Source organism: Enterobacter sp. HNDS-6 (assembly GCF_039850505.1).
GTDB lineage: Bacteria > Pseudomonadota > Gammaproteobacteria > Enterobacterales > Enterobacteriaceae > Enterobacter > Enterobacter kobei.
Window position 1 is genome coordinate 2390973 of the sequence record NZ_CP156673.1, and the last position, 14485, is coordinate 2405457.

Sequence of the window (14485 nt, forward strand, 5' to 3'; positions counted from 1 at the left end):
GAACAGTCATAATGAGAACCATCAATGAGTGAAATGATTTACGGCATCCACGCGGTGCAGGCCCTTCTCGAGCGCGCACCGGAGCGTTTTCAGGAAGTGTTTATTCTGAAAGGGCGTGAAGACAAACGTCTGATGCCGCTGATCCACGCGCTGGAAGCGCAGGGCGTGGTGATCCAGCTGGCGAACCGTCAGTACCTGGATGAGAAAAGTGAAGGCGCGGTTCACCAGGGCATTATTGCCCGCGTGAAGCCGGGCCGTCAGTATCAGGAAAACGATCTGCCGGATCTTATTGCCGCACTGGATAACCCGTTCTTCCTGATCCTTGATGGCGTAACCGATCCGCACAATCTCGGCGCATGCCTGCGTAGCGCGGATGCGGCAGGTGTGCATGCTGTAATTGTACCGAAAGATCGCTCCGCGCAGCTGAACGCGACGGCGAAGAAAGTGGCCTGCGGCGCAGCGGAAAACGTTCCGCTGATCCGCGTAACCAACCTGGCGCGTACCATGCGTCTGCTGCAGGAAGAGAATATCTGGATCGTCGGTACCGCGGGTGAGGCAGATCATACCCTGTACCAGAGTAAAATGACCGGACGTCTGGCGCTGGTGATGGGGGCGGAAGGTGAAGGTATGCGCCGTCTGACGCGCGAGCACTGCGACGAGCTGATCAGCATCCCGATGGCGGGCAGCGTGTCATCCCTGAACGTATCTGTGGCGACGGGCATCTGCCTGTTTGAAGCGGTGCGTCAGCGCGGAGAATAAACAGCAAGGCCGTCCAAGGACGGCCTTTAGTGTTTTCTCCCTCTCCCCGTGGGAGAGGGCCGGGGTGAGGGCACCAGACGGTGACAAACTCACACCTCTAACGACCGCAAATGGTCATCCTTTCGCAGCGTCATCAGCGCGAAAATACTCACCACCGCCGTTGCCATCACGTAATATGCCGGAATATCCAGGTTGCCCGTCTCTTTAATTAATCCGGTAATAATCAGTCCCGCACAGCCCGAGAAGATCGCGTTTGACAGGGAATACGCCAGCCCCAGACCGGTATAACGCACGCGCGTCGGGAACATTTCAGACAGCATCGCCGGCCCCGGTCCTGCCAGCATCCCCACCAGTCCGCCCGCAATTAGCACCACCATCGCTTTAACGGCCAGCGTGGCGGACTCAGCCTGCAACATTTTCAGCAGCGGCAGGGCGAGGATCAGCAGCAGGGCGGTGGCAATCATCATCACCGTGCGGCGGCCAATCTTGTCGCTCAGGATACCCGAGGGAATGATGGTCAGCGCAAAGCCGATATTCGAAATCACCGCTATCAGCAGTGCCTGATTAAACCCGGTGTGTAGCGCCGACTGGAGATAGGTTGGCATAATCACCAGGTAGGTATACCCTGCCGCCGACCAGACCATGACCCGGCAAATGCCCATCAGAATCGTTTTGAGCGTGGCGGAGGTGCTGGCCTGAGCCACAACCGGTTTTTCCTTCTGCTGCACAAAGCTCGGCGTCTCTTCCATACTCACACGCAGCCATAGCGCGACAGCCCCCATCGGCAGCGCAAGGAAGAATGGAATACGCCAGCCCCAGTCATGTAATGCCTCAGGCGTGAGAAGGGCGGAGAGCAGTGCCACAATCCCCGCGCCCGCTAGCAGCCCGAGCGCCACGGTAAAGGACTGCCACGCGCCATACAGACCGCGCTTGCCGCGTGGAGCGAACTCTGTCATCAACGAAACTGCACCACCGTACTCTCCGCCTGCGAACAATCCCTGCAAAATGCGCAGCAGCGTAACGATCAGCGGTGCGGCAATGCCTATGCTGGCGTAGACGGGCACAAGACCAATGGCTGTGGTGGCGAGCGTCATCAGTACCAGCACAATGATCAGCGTCGGTTTCCGGCCAATCCTGTCGCCGATGCGGCCAAATACCACCGCACCCAGGGGACGGAAGAAGAACGCGATAGCAAACGAGGCCCAGGTGAGGATCAGGCTGGTCAGTCCCGCTTCTCCCTCGAGCTGGAAGAAGTTTCTGGCAATCACGGTCGCCATAAAACCGTAGACCGCAAACTCATACCACTCGATGAAGTTACCAATGGAGCCTGCAATTAATGCTCGCTTGTGCGCATCCGGTTGCATAACGATCCTCACTGAAAGGGGTAAGAATAAATTATTCAACAAAAGCGGAGTGATGAAATAGTTTATTCTTATGTTCTGTGAGCTATTTCACGAATGATATCAGCGGGATCGCCAGCTTGTGACCCCCTCCCATGCAGCGTGCACGCGGCCTGTCCATACTTATCCTCATTGCCACTGAAGGAGGGAGACAGCATGCACTGGCAGACCCATACCGTTTTCAATCAACCGGCACCGCTTTCAAACAGCAACCTTTTCCTCTCCGACTGCGCCCTGCGTGACGCGGTTTCCCGCGAGGGGGCCGAGTGGGATAGCGAGCTGCTCGCCAGTATCGGGCAGCAGTTAGGGACCGCAGAGTCGCTGGAGCTGGGCAGGCTGGCCAACGTCAACCCACCGGAGCTGTTACGCTACGACGCCACCGGAGAGCGGCTGGACGATATTCGCTTTCACCCCGCCTGGCACCTCCTGATGCAGGGGCTCTGTGCCAACCGGGTACATAACCTGGCGTGGGAAGAGGAGGCGCGAAGAGGTTCCTTTGTGGCCAGAGCGGCCCGGTTTGTTTTGCATGCGCAGGTTGAAGCCGGCACGCTTTGCCCCGTCACCATGACCTTCGCCGCCACGCCGCTGTTGCAACAGTCGCTACCTAAACCGTTTCATGCATGGTTAACGCCGCTGATGAGCGATCGCTACGATCCCCATCTCGTGCCGGGTGGGCAAAAACGCGGGCTGCTGATCGGCATGGGGATGACGGAAAAGCAGGGGGGATCCGATGTCCTGAGCAACACCACCAAAGCGGAAAAATGCAGCGACGGTAGCTACCGTCTGGTAGGCCATAAATGGTTTTTCTCCGTCCCGCAGAGTGATGCGCATCTGGTGCTGGCTCAGGCAAAAGGTGGCTTATCCTGCTTTTTTGTCCCGCGCTTTTTACCTGACGGACAACGTAACGCCGTACGGCTGGAGCGCCTGAAGGACAAGCTCGGGAACCGCTCCAACGCGAGCAGCGAGGCGGAGTTTCTTGATGCCTCCGGCTGGCTGCTGGGGGAAGAAGGGGAAGGGGTACGGCAGATCCTCAAAATGGGCGGTCTGACGCGCTTCGACTGCGCGCTGGGCAGCCATGGTTTAATGCGCCGGGCGCTGTCTGTGGCGTTGTACCACGCTCATCAGCGGCAAACCTTCGGTAAAAATCTCATCGATCAGCCGTTAATGCGTGAGGTCTTAAGCCGCATGGCGCTGATGCTGGAGGGGCAAACGGCACTGCTGTTCCGTCTCGCCCGCGCGTGGGATAAACGCGTGGATCCGCAAGAGGCGGCCTGGGCACGGCTGTTTACGCCGGCCGCGAAATTTAGCGTCTGCAAAGCGGGTATCCCGTTTGTGGCAGAGGCGATGGAGGTGCTGGGCGGCGTAGGGTACTGCGAGGAGAGTGAGCTTCCCCGCCTGTATCGCGAAATGCCGGTGAACAGTATCTGGGAAGGCTCAGGCAATATCATGTGCCTGGACGTGCTGCGCGTGCTGACGAAGCAGCCCGGGATCCACGACCTGCTGGCCGATGAGTTTGCGCAGGTCAAAGGGCAGGACAGACACTTTGACCGTAGCTGGCGCCAGCTTCAGCAAAAGCTGCGTAAACCACAGGAGGCGCAGGGGCGGGAGATCGCGCAGCAGCTTTTCTTGCTGGGAGCCGGGAGCCAGATGCTGCGGCACGCATCGCCGCCCGTGGCGCAGGCGTGGTGCCGCATGATGCTGGATACCCGTGGCGGTACGCTGATGAGCGAGCAGGTGCAAAGCGATTTGCTGCTGCGCGCCACGGGCAGGGTTGGCTAGCGTTTAAGCTGGAACAGACTGACCAGTTGGGTAAGGTGTAAACCTTTCTCGCGCAGCGTGTGTGCGGTTTGTTCGCTGCGCGAGACGCGATCGGCGTTGATGTGTGACGCTTCACCAATGTGGGTCATGGCGAGATTCACCTGGCCAATCCCCGCGGATTGCTCGCGCGATGCATGGTTAATTTCGGTGACCAGCTGGCTGATGTTATCGATATGAACGATGATGGAATCCATAGCCAGACGCGTCTGTTCAGACAGCGCGTGACCTTCGCTCACTTTTCTCAGCGTATCGCCAATCAGCTGTTCTATCTCTTTCACCGCGTTGGCGCTCCGGCCCGCCAGCGCGCGAACTTCCTGGGCAACCACCGCAAAACCTTTTCCGTGCTCGCCTGCACGTGCCGCTTCTACCGCCGCATTCAGCGCCAGAATATTGGTCTGAAACGCGATGGACTCAATCACGCGGGTAATATCTTCGATACGTTTTGACGCTTCGCGAATGTCATCCATCGTGGCAACCGCATGGGTTACCGTTTCACCCCCCTCGTGAACCGCGCGTGAGGTTTCTCCCACCAGTTGCTGCGTTTGCTCCATGTTGGCGGCATTTTGCTGTACGGTCGCGGCCAGTTGCTCCATGCTGGCTGAGGTCTCCTCCACGCTGCTGGCCTGCTTGTTGATCTGCTCTGAGATCTCGCCGGTATCGGAGGCCAGCGCGTTAGTCCCCGTCTGGATCTCACCTGCAGCCTCGCGAACCTGCAGAACAATTTTTTGCAGCCCGCCGCCAATGCCGTTAATGGCGTCAATCAGCTGTCCGACCTCGTCCCGGCGCGTCACGGGCAGGCTGGAGCGAAGATCGCCGTCGGCATACTGCCGTGCAAGCTGGATCACGTTGCGCAGCGGTTGCGTCAGCATACGGCGAATAAGGACCACGAACAGGCCTGCAAAGAGGACCGACAAGACCACACCGGCCAGCAGGAAGCGATCGCGCATGGCGGTGACGCTTGAAAGCAGCACTGACTTATCCACTTCGCCCACGATAGTCCAGTTCCAGCCGGGTAGCGGGGTATAGGCCATTTTCAGCGTCCGTCCGTCGTCACTTACGCGCTCCAGGGTGCCGGGTTTATCATCCAGAAGCTGCTGTTGTGTCGCGCTGTCCCACTTCGGCAGTTGTCCCTCTTCCGTGGTGTGGAACAGGTATTGCCCGCGTGTTTTGCCGTTGCTGCGATCCAGCACGAAGAAGTGACCGCTCTCGCCCAGGCGGCGGTTGAGGATTTTCTCGCGCATGACGTTCCAGGAGTGGCTAATGTCCACCCCGACAAAGACGATCGCAATGACATGACCTTCGGCGTTTTTCACCGGCTGGTACTGGGTGATATAGCGTTTGCCAAACAGCAGCGCCAGGCCACGGTAGACATCACCTTTATTGGCGGCGGCAAAGGCCGGGCTGGAGGTATCCAGAACGGTCCCCATTGCCCGCTCGCCATTCTCTTTACGCAGGGAGGTGGCGACGCGAATAAAGTCGTTACCGCTGCGAACAAATAGCGTGGAGATGGCCCCCGTTCGGTTCAGGAAGTCGTCAGAAAAAGTGGTATTTTCATGGAGTTCCGTGTCCCCGCCTTTCAGCAGAGGAACATTGAGCCCGTTAATTGTCCGGGTCTGAAGCGTATCGACGCTAAATGGCTGGGGCAAAAAAGTCGTAAACAGTCTGGTATAGCTTTCGACTTCTTCACTCAGGCTGGTGTTGAACATTTGCACCATATCGACCATACCGGTGGACTGGTTATGCAGGTCTTCTACCGCGAGGGCTTCAAGCTGCTGGCTGGCTTTTTGGCTGAGCAGGAAAGTGAAAAGCAGAAACAGCACGGCAACACTGACGCCCGTCAGCAGCGATAGCTTTGTCCCGAGGCCCGCACGGCGGAAAAAATTGATCATAAATTGCTCATCATTGAAAAGGTATGGTTCTTCAACGGCAGAGCGGGGATTACGTTTACTGAATTAGTGTAACAAAATGTTATTGAATTGTTTTTATATGGTTTTGTAAAAGATAAAAAATTTGCAAAGACGAAAAGCCACTAAAAATAAGTGGCTTTTATCAGGAAGGTGCTTAGACGTAGAGAATGGCCTGTACCCGCCAGTGGTCGACATGGTTATCTTCCTGCATCTGGATGATGCGATACCATGACGCACCCTGTTCATCGGCTTTTAATGCCACGATACGTTCAACATCTTGCGGGCTCCCCGAAATGTTATTGACGGAGATGTGGCCTATTTCATTCAGACCTGTTACGCAATCCGCGCTGGCAAATTCTGCTGACTGCGCGGTGGTGCTCACCAGGCCTGCTGAGAGCAACAGAGAGGTCAAAGCAAGAGTTCGTTTCATCGTCAGCTCCATTTCACATATCTCCGGTATCCGCCGGGCAATCCTTCGCGAATAAACTCCTTTCCATTGACGCGGGCATGGAGTTTATTGTGGACAGGAAAATGTCTATGGACGCAAAGCAGTGTAAATGTCGTTCAAAGGAAAACCATTACTGACGGTATAAAATGGCCTGTGAATACCACTGCCCCGTAATGATGGTTTCATCGACCATGATAATGACGTAATAATCTGCTTTGGCGGCGACGGCTTGTGCCTTTATTGCCTCTTCTGCGTCATCCGGAGAACCGCGAACCAGCGCGGAGACGGTGCCCATTCGTTGTAATCCTTCTGTCTGATTACGACGAATCTCCTGCGGGTGATCGGCAACCGGGGGAGCGGGTTGCGGCGTTCCCTGCAGTGCGCTACAGCCACTGAGAAGAAGCACCAGCAATAAAGCTGCAAACCTGTGCATAACCATATCTCTTTTCCTGATAGCCATAGTGTAGTTGTCTGCGAATTTCGTTTTGGGGGAATGTTCCCGAAGTGTTATCTGGGGCGTAATTTTCGAATGAAAATAGCCTGAAACCGTAACCCAGTTCTCAACATTATGAATCATTCATTCGTACAGGGTCGACAATGATTGAAATTGAAATACGCCGTCTCGGCGACCATGAAATTTTACACGCCATGCCGACGGGGAAACGTGATAAACCGCTGCCAGTTGTGGTTTTTTATCATGGATTTACCTCGTCAAAGCTGGTTTACAGTTATTTTGCGGTGGCGCTGGCGCAGGCCGGTTTTCGTGTCGTCATGCCGGATGCCCCCGATCACGGTGCGCGCTTTACGGGGGATGAACAGGCGCGGCTTGGTCAGTTCTGGCCCATTCTGCACGGCAGTCTGACCGAGTTTTCCGGGATGCGCGATGCGCTTTATGACGCAGGGCTGGTGGCCGATAACCGGCTGGCGGTTGCCGGGGCCTCGATGGGCGGCATGACGGCGCTGGGGATTATGACGCATCATCCTGAAGTGAGATCCGTCGCCTGTCTGATGGGCTCCGGCTACTTTACGTCACTGGCGAAGACGCTTTTTCCCCCGCAAGATTTGACGGAAATGACGGCGAGGCTGGCTGACTGGGAAGTGACTCGCGCACTGCCGCGCGTGGCCGATCGTCCGCTTCTGCTGTGGCACGGTGACGCAGATGACGTGGTACCGCCTGACGGCACCTTTCGCCTGCAGCAGGCGCTAAAGCGTGAAGGACTGGACGGCAATCTGACCTGTTTGTGGGAATCGGGCGTCCGCCACCGCATTACGCCAGCGGCGCTGGAGGCCACGGTGGCGTTTTTCCGCCAGCACCTTTAAACCCGCAGGATTTTAACGCCCTGATCTTCCAGTTTCTGGAGGATCTCGGGGTTAGCCCCTTTGCCGGTGATCACCATGTCGATCTGCTCTGCGCGGCTAAATAGCATGCCTGCGCGTTCACCGACTTTACTGCTGTCGACCAGCACGACGAGTTTGCCCACAACGTTCAGCATGTTTTGTTCGGCCATCGCAGTCAGCATATCGGTTTTATATAAACCGTCTGCAGTCAGGCCTTTGCCGCTGGTAAACATCCAGTGCCCGGCGTAAAGACTGTTTTCACTGTCCTGGGGGCTAAGGGTGATGGACTGGCTCTTATTGTACTGGCCGCCCATGATCACCACGCTGTCATGCTCCTGGTCGATAAGATAGTTGGCGAGCGGTAGGTAGTTGGTGATGATCTGCACCGGCTTGCCGCACATCTCGCGGCCCAGCAAAAATGCCGTAGACCCGCAGTTGATGACGACGCTCTCACCCGGGTTCACCAGCTGTGAGGCGGCTCTGGCGATCCGCACCTTTTCATCGTGATTCTGCGCCTGATGGATATTCATCGGCGACCAGCGTGGACGCTGCTGGCTGATGGCTTCTGCGCCGTTGCGGACTTTTTTCAGTTTGCCGCTCTCATCCAGCTTGTTAATGTCCCGCCGCGCGGTGGCGGGGGAGATGCCTAAACGTTCGATCACTTTCTCGACGGTGATAAACCCTGTTTGCGCCAGGAGTTCCAGTAAAATTTGATGCCGTTGCGCTTCCGTCATGAGCTATTCCGATAAGAATTGATTTGAAAAGATGATATTTGAAATAGCGTGAAATTACTAAAATAAATATGAAATCGCCAGACTCAGGGTCTGGCGATGTGGCCGGATAATCAGAGGAAGGACTTAAACGGCAGGTCTGGCTCAATAGTAAAGCAATCATCGAAACCGCGTGGGTAGTGGTACTCAAGATTGTCTTTATCCAGCGGCCAGGTGAACTTGCCGCCTACCTGCCAGATAAATGGCTTGAAGCCGTACTTCAGGCGGTCTTTTTTCATCTCCCACAGCACGCGAATTTCCTGCGGATCGGCCTGGAAGTTTGACCAGATGTCGTGGTGGAACGGAATCACGACCTTGGTGTTCAGCGCCTCCGCCATACGCAGCATATCGGCGCTGGTCATCTTGTCGGTAATGCCACGTGGATTCTCGCCGTAGGAGCCCAGCGCCACGTCAATCTGATGGTCATTACCGTGCTTCGCGTAGTAGTTGGAGTAGTGTGAGTCGCCGCTGTGGTACAGGGAACCGCCAGGGGTTTTGAACAGGTAGTTGACGGCGCGCTCGTCCATGCCGTCCGGCAGAACGCCTGCGGCTTTCTGGTCAGCCGGCAGCGTAATCAGTGCGGTACGGTCAAAGGCATCCAGGGCGTGAATTTCAATGTCTTTGATTTTCACCACGTCGCCTGGCTTCATCACGATGCAGCGCTCTTTTGGCACGCCCCAGCCAATCCAGAGATCCACGCAGGTCTGCGGCCCGATAAACGGCACGTCGTCCGCGCAGTTTTGCATTACTGCCGCCGCCACGTTCACGTCAATATGATCGTTGTGATCGTGGGTGGAGAGCACGGCATCGATTTGGCGAATGGCAAAAGGGTCGAGCACAAACGGCGTGGTACGCAGGTTCGGTTGCAGTTTTTCCACGCCGGCCATGCGCTGCATCTGGTGGCCTTTTTTCATCAACGGATTGCCGTGGCTCTGTTTGCCTGTGCCGCACCAGAAATCGACGCAAATATTGGCGCCACCCTCGGATTTCAGCCAGATACCGGTGCAGCCCAGCCACCACATGGCAAAAGTACCAGGAGCAACCTGTTCCTGTTCGATCTCTTCGTTCAGCCAGCTACCCCACTCCGGGAAGGTGCTCAGAATCCATGATTCACGGGTGATGGTGTTCACTTTACTCATCGTTTTGACTCCTGGTTTTAATCAAAAGTAATCATATGGCGATTTGTTGTGATTAACTCTGGCACCATTTGACGTGCTTTGCAATGACAAAAGTGCGTAATTTTAACTGTGCGATATCACAGATACTTCGCTTTATCCTTGTTAGACTATCCGCTGTTAATGATTAATTACATGAATTATAAAGAATAATTCATTTTGTTTGTGCGGTAGTGAAAACCATTACTAACACCATGGAAATAATTTGCGTGATACGTCACAAATAATCAAATTCAATCTTGTGATGATTATTTGTGATTACTAGAGTGATGACACCAACCACACAGGGATTGCCCCTCGTGTTCTCATTTCTGGAGAGAGTTATGGAGATCCTCTACAACGTCTTTACCGTTTTCTTCAATCAGGTAATGACCAACGCCCCGCTGCTGCTGGGTATCGTGACGTGCCTGGGTTACATCCTGCTGCGTAAAAGCGTCAGCGTGATCATCAAAGGCACGATTAAGACCATTATCGGTTTTATGCTGTTGCAGGCGGGGTCAGGCATCCTGACCAGCACGTTTAAGCCAGTCGTCGCCAAAATGGCGGAGGTCTACGGTATAAACGGTGCAATTTCCGATACTTATGCCTCTATGATGGCCACGATTGACCGCATGGGTGACGCCTACAGCTGGGTGGGTTACGCGGTTCTGCTCGCGCTGGCGCTGAACATTATCTACGTGTTGCTGCGTCGCATTACCGGTATTCGCACCATCATGCTTACCGGTCACATCATGTTCCAGCAGGCGGGTCTGATCGCGGTTTCTCTCTATATCTTCGGTTACCCAATGTGGACCACGATTATCTGCACCGCGGTGCTGGTCTCGCTCTATTGGGGCATCACCTCCAACATGATGTACAAGCCGACCCAGGAAGTAACCGACGGCTGTGGCTTCTCCATCGGCCATCAGCAGCAGTTTGCGGCCTGGGTTGCTTATAAAGTTGCGCCGTGGCTAGGGAAAAAAGAGGAGAGCGTTGAAGACCTCAAGATGCCCGGTTGGCTGAATATCTTCCACGACAACATCGTCTCGACGGCGATTGTGATGACCCTGTTCTTCGGCGCCATTCTGCTCTCCTTTGGCATTGACGTTGTGCAGGCGATGGCGGGCAAAACGCACTGGACGATTTATATCCTGCAGACCGGTTTCTCCTTCGCGGTGGCCATTTTCATTATCACCCAGGGCGTGCGTATGTTCGTCGCCGAGCTCTCTGAAGCCTTCAACGGCATCTCTCAGCGCCTGATCCCGGGAGCCGTTCTGGCAATTGACTGTGCGGCCATCTATAGCTTCGCGCCAAACGCCGTCGTCTGGGGCTTTATGTGGGGCACCATCGGCCAGCTGATTGCGGTGGGTATCCTGGTGGCCTGCGGCTCCTCAATCCTGATTATTCCTGGCTTTATCCCGATGTTCTTCTCCAACGCCACCATCGGCGTCTTTGCTAACCACTTCGGCGGCTGGCGTGCAGCGCTCAAGATCTGCCTGGTGATGGGGATGGTGGAAATCTTCGGTTGCGTGTGGGCGGTCAAGCTCACCGGTATGAGCGCCTGGATGGGCATGGCGGACTGGTCAATCCTGGCGCCGCCGATGATGCAGGGCTTTGCGTCCGTCGGGCTGGTCTTTATGGCCGTCATCATCCTGATTGCACTGGCTTATATGTTCTTCGCTGGCCGTTCGCTGCGAGCAGAAGAAGATGCAGAAAAACAAACAGCAGAAGTTTCTGCTCACTAAGGAGTTTCGATTATGACCGTACGTATCCTGGCTGTGTGTGGCAATGGGCAAGGCAGCTCCATGATCATGAAGATGAAAGTGGACCAGTTTTTAACCCAGTCAAACATCGACCACACGGTAAACAGCTGCGCAGTGGGTGAATACAAAAGTGAGCTGAACGGCGCAGACATCATCATCGCGTCAACTCACATTGCCGGCGAGATTAGCGTGTCGGGCAACAAATATGTGGTGGGCGTGCGCAACATGCTGTCGCCTGCGGATTTCGGACCAAAACTGCTGGAAGTGATCAAAGAACACTTCCCACAAGACGTGAAGTAAGGACCCGACATGAAACTACGAGATTCGCTGGCAGAGAATGACTCCATCCTTTTGCAGGCTGACGCCAGCACCTGGCAGGAAGCGGTGAAGCTGAGCGTGGATCTGCTGGTTAAGGCGGATGTTGTCGAGCCGCGTTATTACCAGGCCATTCTGGATGGCGTGGCGCAGCACGGCCCCTATTTTGTGATTGCCCCGGGGCTGGCTATGCCGCACGGCCGCCCGGAAGAGGGCGTGAAGAAAACCGGCTTTGCGCTGGTCACGCTGAAAACGCCGCTGGTCTTCAACCATGAAGATAACGACCCGGTCGATATCCTGATCACCATGGCGGCTGTCGATGCCAATACCCACCAGGAGGTGGGCATCATGCAGATCGTCAATCTGTTTGATGATGAAGCCAATTTTGACCGTTTACGCGCCTGCCGTACCGCGCAGGAAGTGCTGGATTTAATTGATAACGCCACTGCGGCGGCCGTTTAAGAGGAATTGAACATGTCATTACCAATGTTGCAGGTTGCGCTGGATAACCAGACGCTGTCCGATGCTTATGAAACCACCCGCCTGATTGCCGAAGAGGTAGACATCATTGAAGTGGGTACCATTCTGTGCGTGGGCGAAGGCGTTCGCGCCGTTCGTGACCTGAAGGCGCTCTACCCGCACAAAATCGTACTGGCTGATGCCAAAATCGCTGACGCGGGCAAAATCCTCTCCCGCATGTGTTTTGAAGCCAACGCCGACTGGGTCACCGTGATCTGCTGCGCGGATATCAACACTGCCAAAGGCGCGCTGGATGTGGCAAAAGAGTTTAACGGCGACGTGCAGATTGAACTGACCGGTTTCTGGACCTGGGAGCAGGCACAGGCGTGGCGCGATGCGGGGATCCAGCAGGTGGTGTACCACCGCAGCCGTGATGCGCAGGCCGCTGGCGTGGCGTGGGGCGACGCGGACATCAGCGCGATTAAACGTCTGGCCGAAATGGGCTTCAAAGTGACCGTGACCGGTGGCCTGGCGCTGGAAGATCTGCCGCTGTTCAAGGGTATCCCGATTCACGTCTTTATCGCGGGTCGTAGCATCCGTGACGCGGCGTCTCCGGTGGAAGCAGCGCGTCAGTTCAAACGCTCAATCGCTCAGCTTTGGGGCTAAGGAGCGGGTATGTTGTCAAAACAGGTTCCGCTTGGCATCTATGAAAAGGCACTCCCTACGGGGGAGTGCTGGCTGGCGCGGTTACAGCTGGCGAAGCAGCTGGGTTTCGATTTTGTCGAAATGTCAGTGGATGAGACGGATGAACGCCTCTCTCGCCTCGACTGGAGCCGCGAGCAGCGTCTGGCGCTGGTGAGCGCCATTGCCGAAACGGGCGTGCGCGTGCCGTCCATGTGCCTGAGCGCTCACCGTCGTTTTCCCCTCGGCAGCGAAGATGATGCCGTGCGGGCGCAGGGGCTGGAGATCATGCGCAAAGCCATTCGCTTTGCTCAGGATGTCGGTATCCGTGTGATCCAGCTGGCGGGTTATGACGTTTACTATCAGGAAGCCAACGATGAAACGCGCCGTCGTTTCCGTGACGGTCTGAAAGAGAGCGTTGAAATGGCAAGCCGCGCGCAGGTGACGCTGGCGATGGAGATCATGGACTACCCGTTAATGAACTCCATCAGCAAGGCACTGGGCTACGCGCACTATCTGAATAACCCGTGGTTCCAGCTCTATCCGGATATCGGCAACCTGTCGGCATGGGATAACGACGTGCAGATGGAGCTGCAGGCGGGCATCGGGCATATCGTGGCGGTGCACGTCAAAGATACCCGTCCAGGCGTGTTTAAAAACGTACCGTTCGGCACCGGGGTGGTGGAGTTCGAACGATGCTTCGAGACGCTCAAGCAGACAGGGTATTGCGGGCCTTACCTGATTGAGATGTGGAGCGAGACGTCTGACGACCCGGCAGCGGAAGTGGCAAACGCGCGGGACTGGGTGCGCGAGCGTATGGCGCGAGCAGGTTTGCTGGAGGTGGAACATGCTTAAGCTTAAACAGCAGGTCTATGAAGCCAATATGGATTTGCCGCGCTATGGCCTGGTAACGTTCACCTGGGGTAACGTCAGCGCGATTGACCGAGAGCGCGGCCTCATCGTCATTAAACCCAGCGGAGTGGCGTATGAGACCATGAAGGTCGACGATATGGTTGTCGTGGACCTTGAAGGAAACGTCGTAGAGGGACAGTGGCGTCCTTCTTCGGATACCGCTACCCATCTGGCGCTTTATCGACGTTATCCCTCCCTCGGCGGGGTAGTGCATACCCACTCAACCCATGCCACCGCCTGGGCACAGGCTGGGCTTGCCATCCCGGCGCTGGGCACGACGCACGCGGATTACTTCTTCGGGGATATTCCCTGCACGCGCGCGTTAACGCAGGCCGAGGTGGAAGGCGAGTACGAGCTCAACACCGGCAAGGTGATTATCGAAACGCTGGGTGAGTCAGAACCGCTGCATACGCCGGGAATTGTGGTGTACCAACACGGTCCGTTCTCCTGGGGTAAAGATGCTCACGACGCTGTGCATAATGCTGTGGTGATGGAAGAGGTGGCCAAAATGGCGTGGATTGCCCGCGACATAAATCCACAGCTTCAGGGGATTGATGATTACCTGATGAACAAGCATTTCATGCGCAAGCACGGCCCGAATGCCTATTACGGGCAGAAGTAAATAAGTGCTCTGGAATACCGAAAAACAGTTGTAACCGGTGGTATTTCAGAGCCATTTAAAAAAAAAGCCCCCGGGCAGGGGGCAACGTAAACTATGGCTATGTTCTCGTTGTTGGCTTTCCTGGTGCTAGCGTTAAAGC

15 protein-coding genes are annotated in these 14485 nt (G+C 55.8%); 9 read left to right on the plus strand and 6 right to left on the minus strand.

Annotation, left to right across the window (positions count from 1 at the left end; translation table 11 throughout):
• Positions 1–24: 24 nt before the first annotated feature.
• Positions 25–759, plus strand: coding sequence for a 23S rRNA (guanosine(2251)-2'-O)-methyltransferase RlmB (gene rlmB / locus ABFI50_RS11180; RefSeq protein WP_014882232.1), 735 nt, complete (start codon positions 25–27; stop codon positions 757–759).
• 89 nt (positions 760–848) lie between these two features.
• Here rlmB and ABFI50_RS11185 read toward each other — a convergent pair whose 3' ends face one another.
• The gene (locus ABFI50_RS11185) at positions 849–2123 is read right to left on the minus strand and encodes an MFS transporter (RefSeq protein ID WP_347483997.1); all 1275 of its coding nucleotides are present in this window, start codon (positions 2121–2123) and stop codon (positions 849–851) included.
• 192 nt (positions 2124–2315) lie between these two features.
• Here ABFI50_RS11185 and ABFI50_RS11190 point away from each other — a divergent pair, with 192 nt between their 5' ends.
• Entirely contained in the window at positions 2316–3938 is a 1623-nt protein-coding gene (locus ABFI50_RS11190; protein ID WP_045134422.1) for an isovaleryl-CoA dehydrogenase, read from the plus strand.
• Here ABFI50_RS11190 and ABFI50_RS11195 read toward each other — a convergent pair.
• The 3 genes from ABFI50_RS11195 to bsmA all read right to left on the minus strand — a co-directional run bounded on the left by ABFI50_RS11195 (position 3935) and on the right by bsmA (position 6792).
• Positions 3935–5866: a methyl-accepting chemotaxis protein gene (locus ABFI50_RS11195; RefSeq protein WP_045134421.1), complete on the minus strand. Its 1932-nt coding sequence runs from the start codon at positions 5864–5866 to the stop codon at positions 3935–3937. The two genes, ABFI50_RS11190 and ABFI50_RS11195, sit on opposite strands and share 4 nt — an antisense overlap.
• 172 nt (positions 5867–6038) lie before the next feature.
• Positions 6039–6314 carry a DUF1471 family protease activator YjfN gene (yjfN, locus tag ABFI50_RS11200; protein WP_014882236.1) on the minus strand — a complete coding sequence of 92 codons (276 nt, stop codon included), beginning with the start codon at positions 6312–6314 and terminating at the stop codon, positions 6039–6041.
• Positions 6315–6462: 148 nt separating this feature from the next.
• The gene (gene bsmA / locus ABFI50_RS11205) at positions 6463–6792 is read right to left on the minus strand and encodes a biofilm peroxide resistance protein BsmA (protein WP_014882237.1); all 330 of its coding nucleotides are present in this window, start codon (positions 6790–6792) and stop codon (positions 6463–6465) included.
• A gap of 137 nt (positions 6793–6929) precedes the next feature.
• On the opposite strand from bsmA, the gene yjfP reads away from it, so the two are divergent.
• A complete protein-coding gene (gene yjfP, locus ABFI50_RS11210; protein WP_014882238.1) occupies positions 6930–7652 on the plus strand; it encodes an esterase in 723 nt (240 codons plus the stop codon).
• Here the strand turns inward: yjfP and ulaR are convergent.
• Together ulaR and ulaG are read right to left on the minus strand one after the other, a co-directional pair.
• Positions 7649–8404 (minus strand): HTH-type transcriptional regulator UlaR, encoded by a 756-nt coding sequence (gene ulaR / locus ABFI50_RS11215; protein ID WP_014882239.1) that lies wholly within the window; start codon positions 8402–8404, stop codon positions 7649–7651. The two genes, yjfP and ulaR, sit on opposite strands and share 4 nt — an antisense overlap.
• Positions 8405–8514: 110 nt before the next feature.
• Positions 8515–9579, minus strand: a complete 1065-nt coding sequence (gene ulaG, locus ABFI50_RS11220; RefSeq protein ID WP_045134418.1) for an L-ascorbate 6-phosphate lactonase — start codon at positions 9577–9579, stop codon at positions 8515–8517.
• Positions 9580–9938: 359 nt separating this feature from the next.
• On the opposite strand from ulaG, the gene ulaA reads away from it, so the two are divergent.
• Genes ulaA through ABFI50_RS11250 form a run of 6 tightly spaced genes read left to right on the plus strand, consistent with a single transcriptional unit; the run spans position 9939 to position 14346 of the window.
• Positions 9939–11339 carry a PTS ascorbate transporter subunit IIC gene (gene ulaA, locus ABFI50_RS11225; RefSeq protein ID WP_045134417.1) on the plus strand — a complete coding sequence of 467 codons (1401 nt, stop codon included), beginning with the start codon at positions 9939–9941 and terminating at the stop codon, positions 11337–11339.
• A gap of 12 nt (positions 11340–11351) precedes the next feature.
• Positions 11352–11657 (plus strand): PTS ascorbate transporter subunit IIB, encoded by a 306-nt coding sequence (gene ulaB, locus ABFI50_RS11230; protein WP_003856022.1) that lies wholly within the window; start codon positions 11352–11354, stop codon positions 11655–11657.
• A gap of 9 nt (positions 11658–11666) precedes the next feature.
• Entirely contained in the window at positions 11667–12134 is a 468-nt protein-coding gene (gene ulaC, locus ABFI50_RS11235; protein ID WP_014882241.1) for a PTS ascorbate transporter subunit IIA, read from the plus strand.
• A gap of 12 nt (positions 12135–12146) precedes the next feature.
• A complete protein-coding gene (gene ulaD / locus ABFI50_RS11240; RefSeq protein ID WP_032637676.1) occupies positions 12147–12797 on the plus strand; it encodes a 3-keto-L-gulonate-6-phosphate decarboxylase UlaD in 651 nt (216 codons plus the stop codon).
• Between the two features lie 9 nt (positions 12798–12806).
• Complete coding sequence (locus tag ABFI50_RS11245; RefSeq protein WP_045134416.1) at positions 12807–13667, plus strand: L-ribulose-5-phosphate 3-epimerase; 861 nt, start codon at positions 12807–12809, stop codon at positions 13665–13667.
• Complete coding sequence (locus ABFI50_RS11250) at positions 13660–14346, plus strand: L-ribulose-5-phosphate 4-epimerase (RefSeq protein ID WP_045134415.1); 687 nt, start codon at positions 13660–13662, stop codon at positions 14344–14346. Before ABFI50_RS11245 ends, ABFI50_RS11250 begins: the two co-directional genes overlap by 8 nt.
• Positions 14347–14485 lie beyond the last annotated feature (139 nt).

Coding starts and splice junctions, on each gene's coding strand:
- rlmB (WP_014882232.1), top strand. CDS start 25: ATGAGTGAAATGATTTACGGCATCCACGCGGTGCAGGCCCTTCTCGAG.
- ABFI50_RS11185 (WP_347483997.1), bottom strand. CDS start 2,123: ATGCAACCGGATGCGCACAAGCGAGCATTAATTGCAGGCTCCATTGGT.
- ABFI50_RS11190 (WP_045134422.1), top strand. CDS start 2,316: ATGCACTGGCAGACCCATACCGTTTTCAATCAACCGGCACCGCTTTCA.
- ABFI50_RS11195 (WP_045134421.1), bottom strand. CDS start 5,866: ATGATCAATTTTTTCCGCCGTGCGGGCCTCGGGACAAAGCTATCGCTG.
- yjfN (WP_014882236.1), bottom strand. CDS start 6,314: ATGAAACGAACTCTTGCTTTGACCTCTCTGTTGCTCTCAGCAGGCCTG.
- bsmA (WP_014882237.1), bottom strand. CDS start 6,792: ATGGCTATCAGGAAAAGAGATATGGTTATGCACAGGTTTGCAGCTTTA.
- yjfP (WP_014882238.1), top strand. CDS start 6,930: ATGATTGAAATTGAAATACGCCGTCTCGGCGACCATGAAATTTTACAC.
- ulaR (WP_014882239.1), bottom strand. CDS start 8,404: ATGACGGAAGCGCAACGGCATCAAATTTTACTGGAACTCCTGGCGCAA.
- ulaG (WP_045134418.1), bottom strand. CDS start 9,579: ATGAGTAAAGTGAACACCATCACCCGTGAATCATGGATTCTGAGCACC.
- ulaA (WP_045134417.1), top strand. CDS start 9,939: ATGGAGATCCTCTACAACGTCTTTACCGTTTTCTTCAATCAGGTAATG.
- ulaB (WP_003856022.1), top strand. CDS start 11,352: ATGACCGTACGTATCCTGGCTGTGTGTGGCAATGGGCAAGGCAGCTCC.
- ulaC (WP_014882241.1), top strand. CDS start 11,667: ATGAAACTACGAGATTCGCTGGCAGAGAATGACTCCATCCTTTTGCAG.
- ulaD (WP_032637676.1), top strand. CDS start 12,147: ATGTCATTACCAATGTTGCAGGTTGCGCTGGATAACCAGACGCTGTCC.
- ABFI50_RS11245 (WP_045134416.1), top strand. CDS start 12,807: ATGTTGTCAAAACAGGTTCCGCTTGGCATCTATGAAAAGGCACTCCCT.
- ABFI50_RS11250 (WP_045134415.1), top strand. CDS start 13,660: ATGCTTAAGCTTAAACAGCAGGTCTATGAAGCCAATATGGATTTGCCG.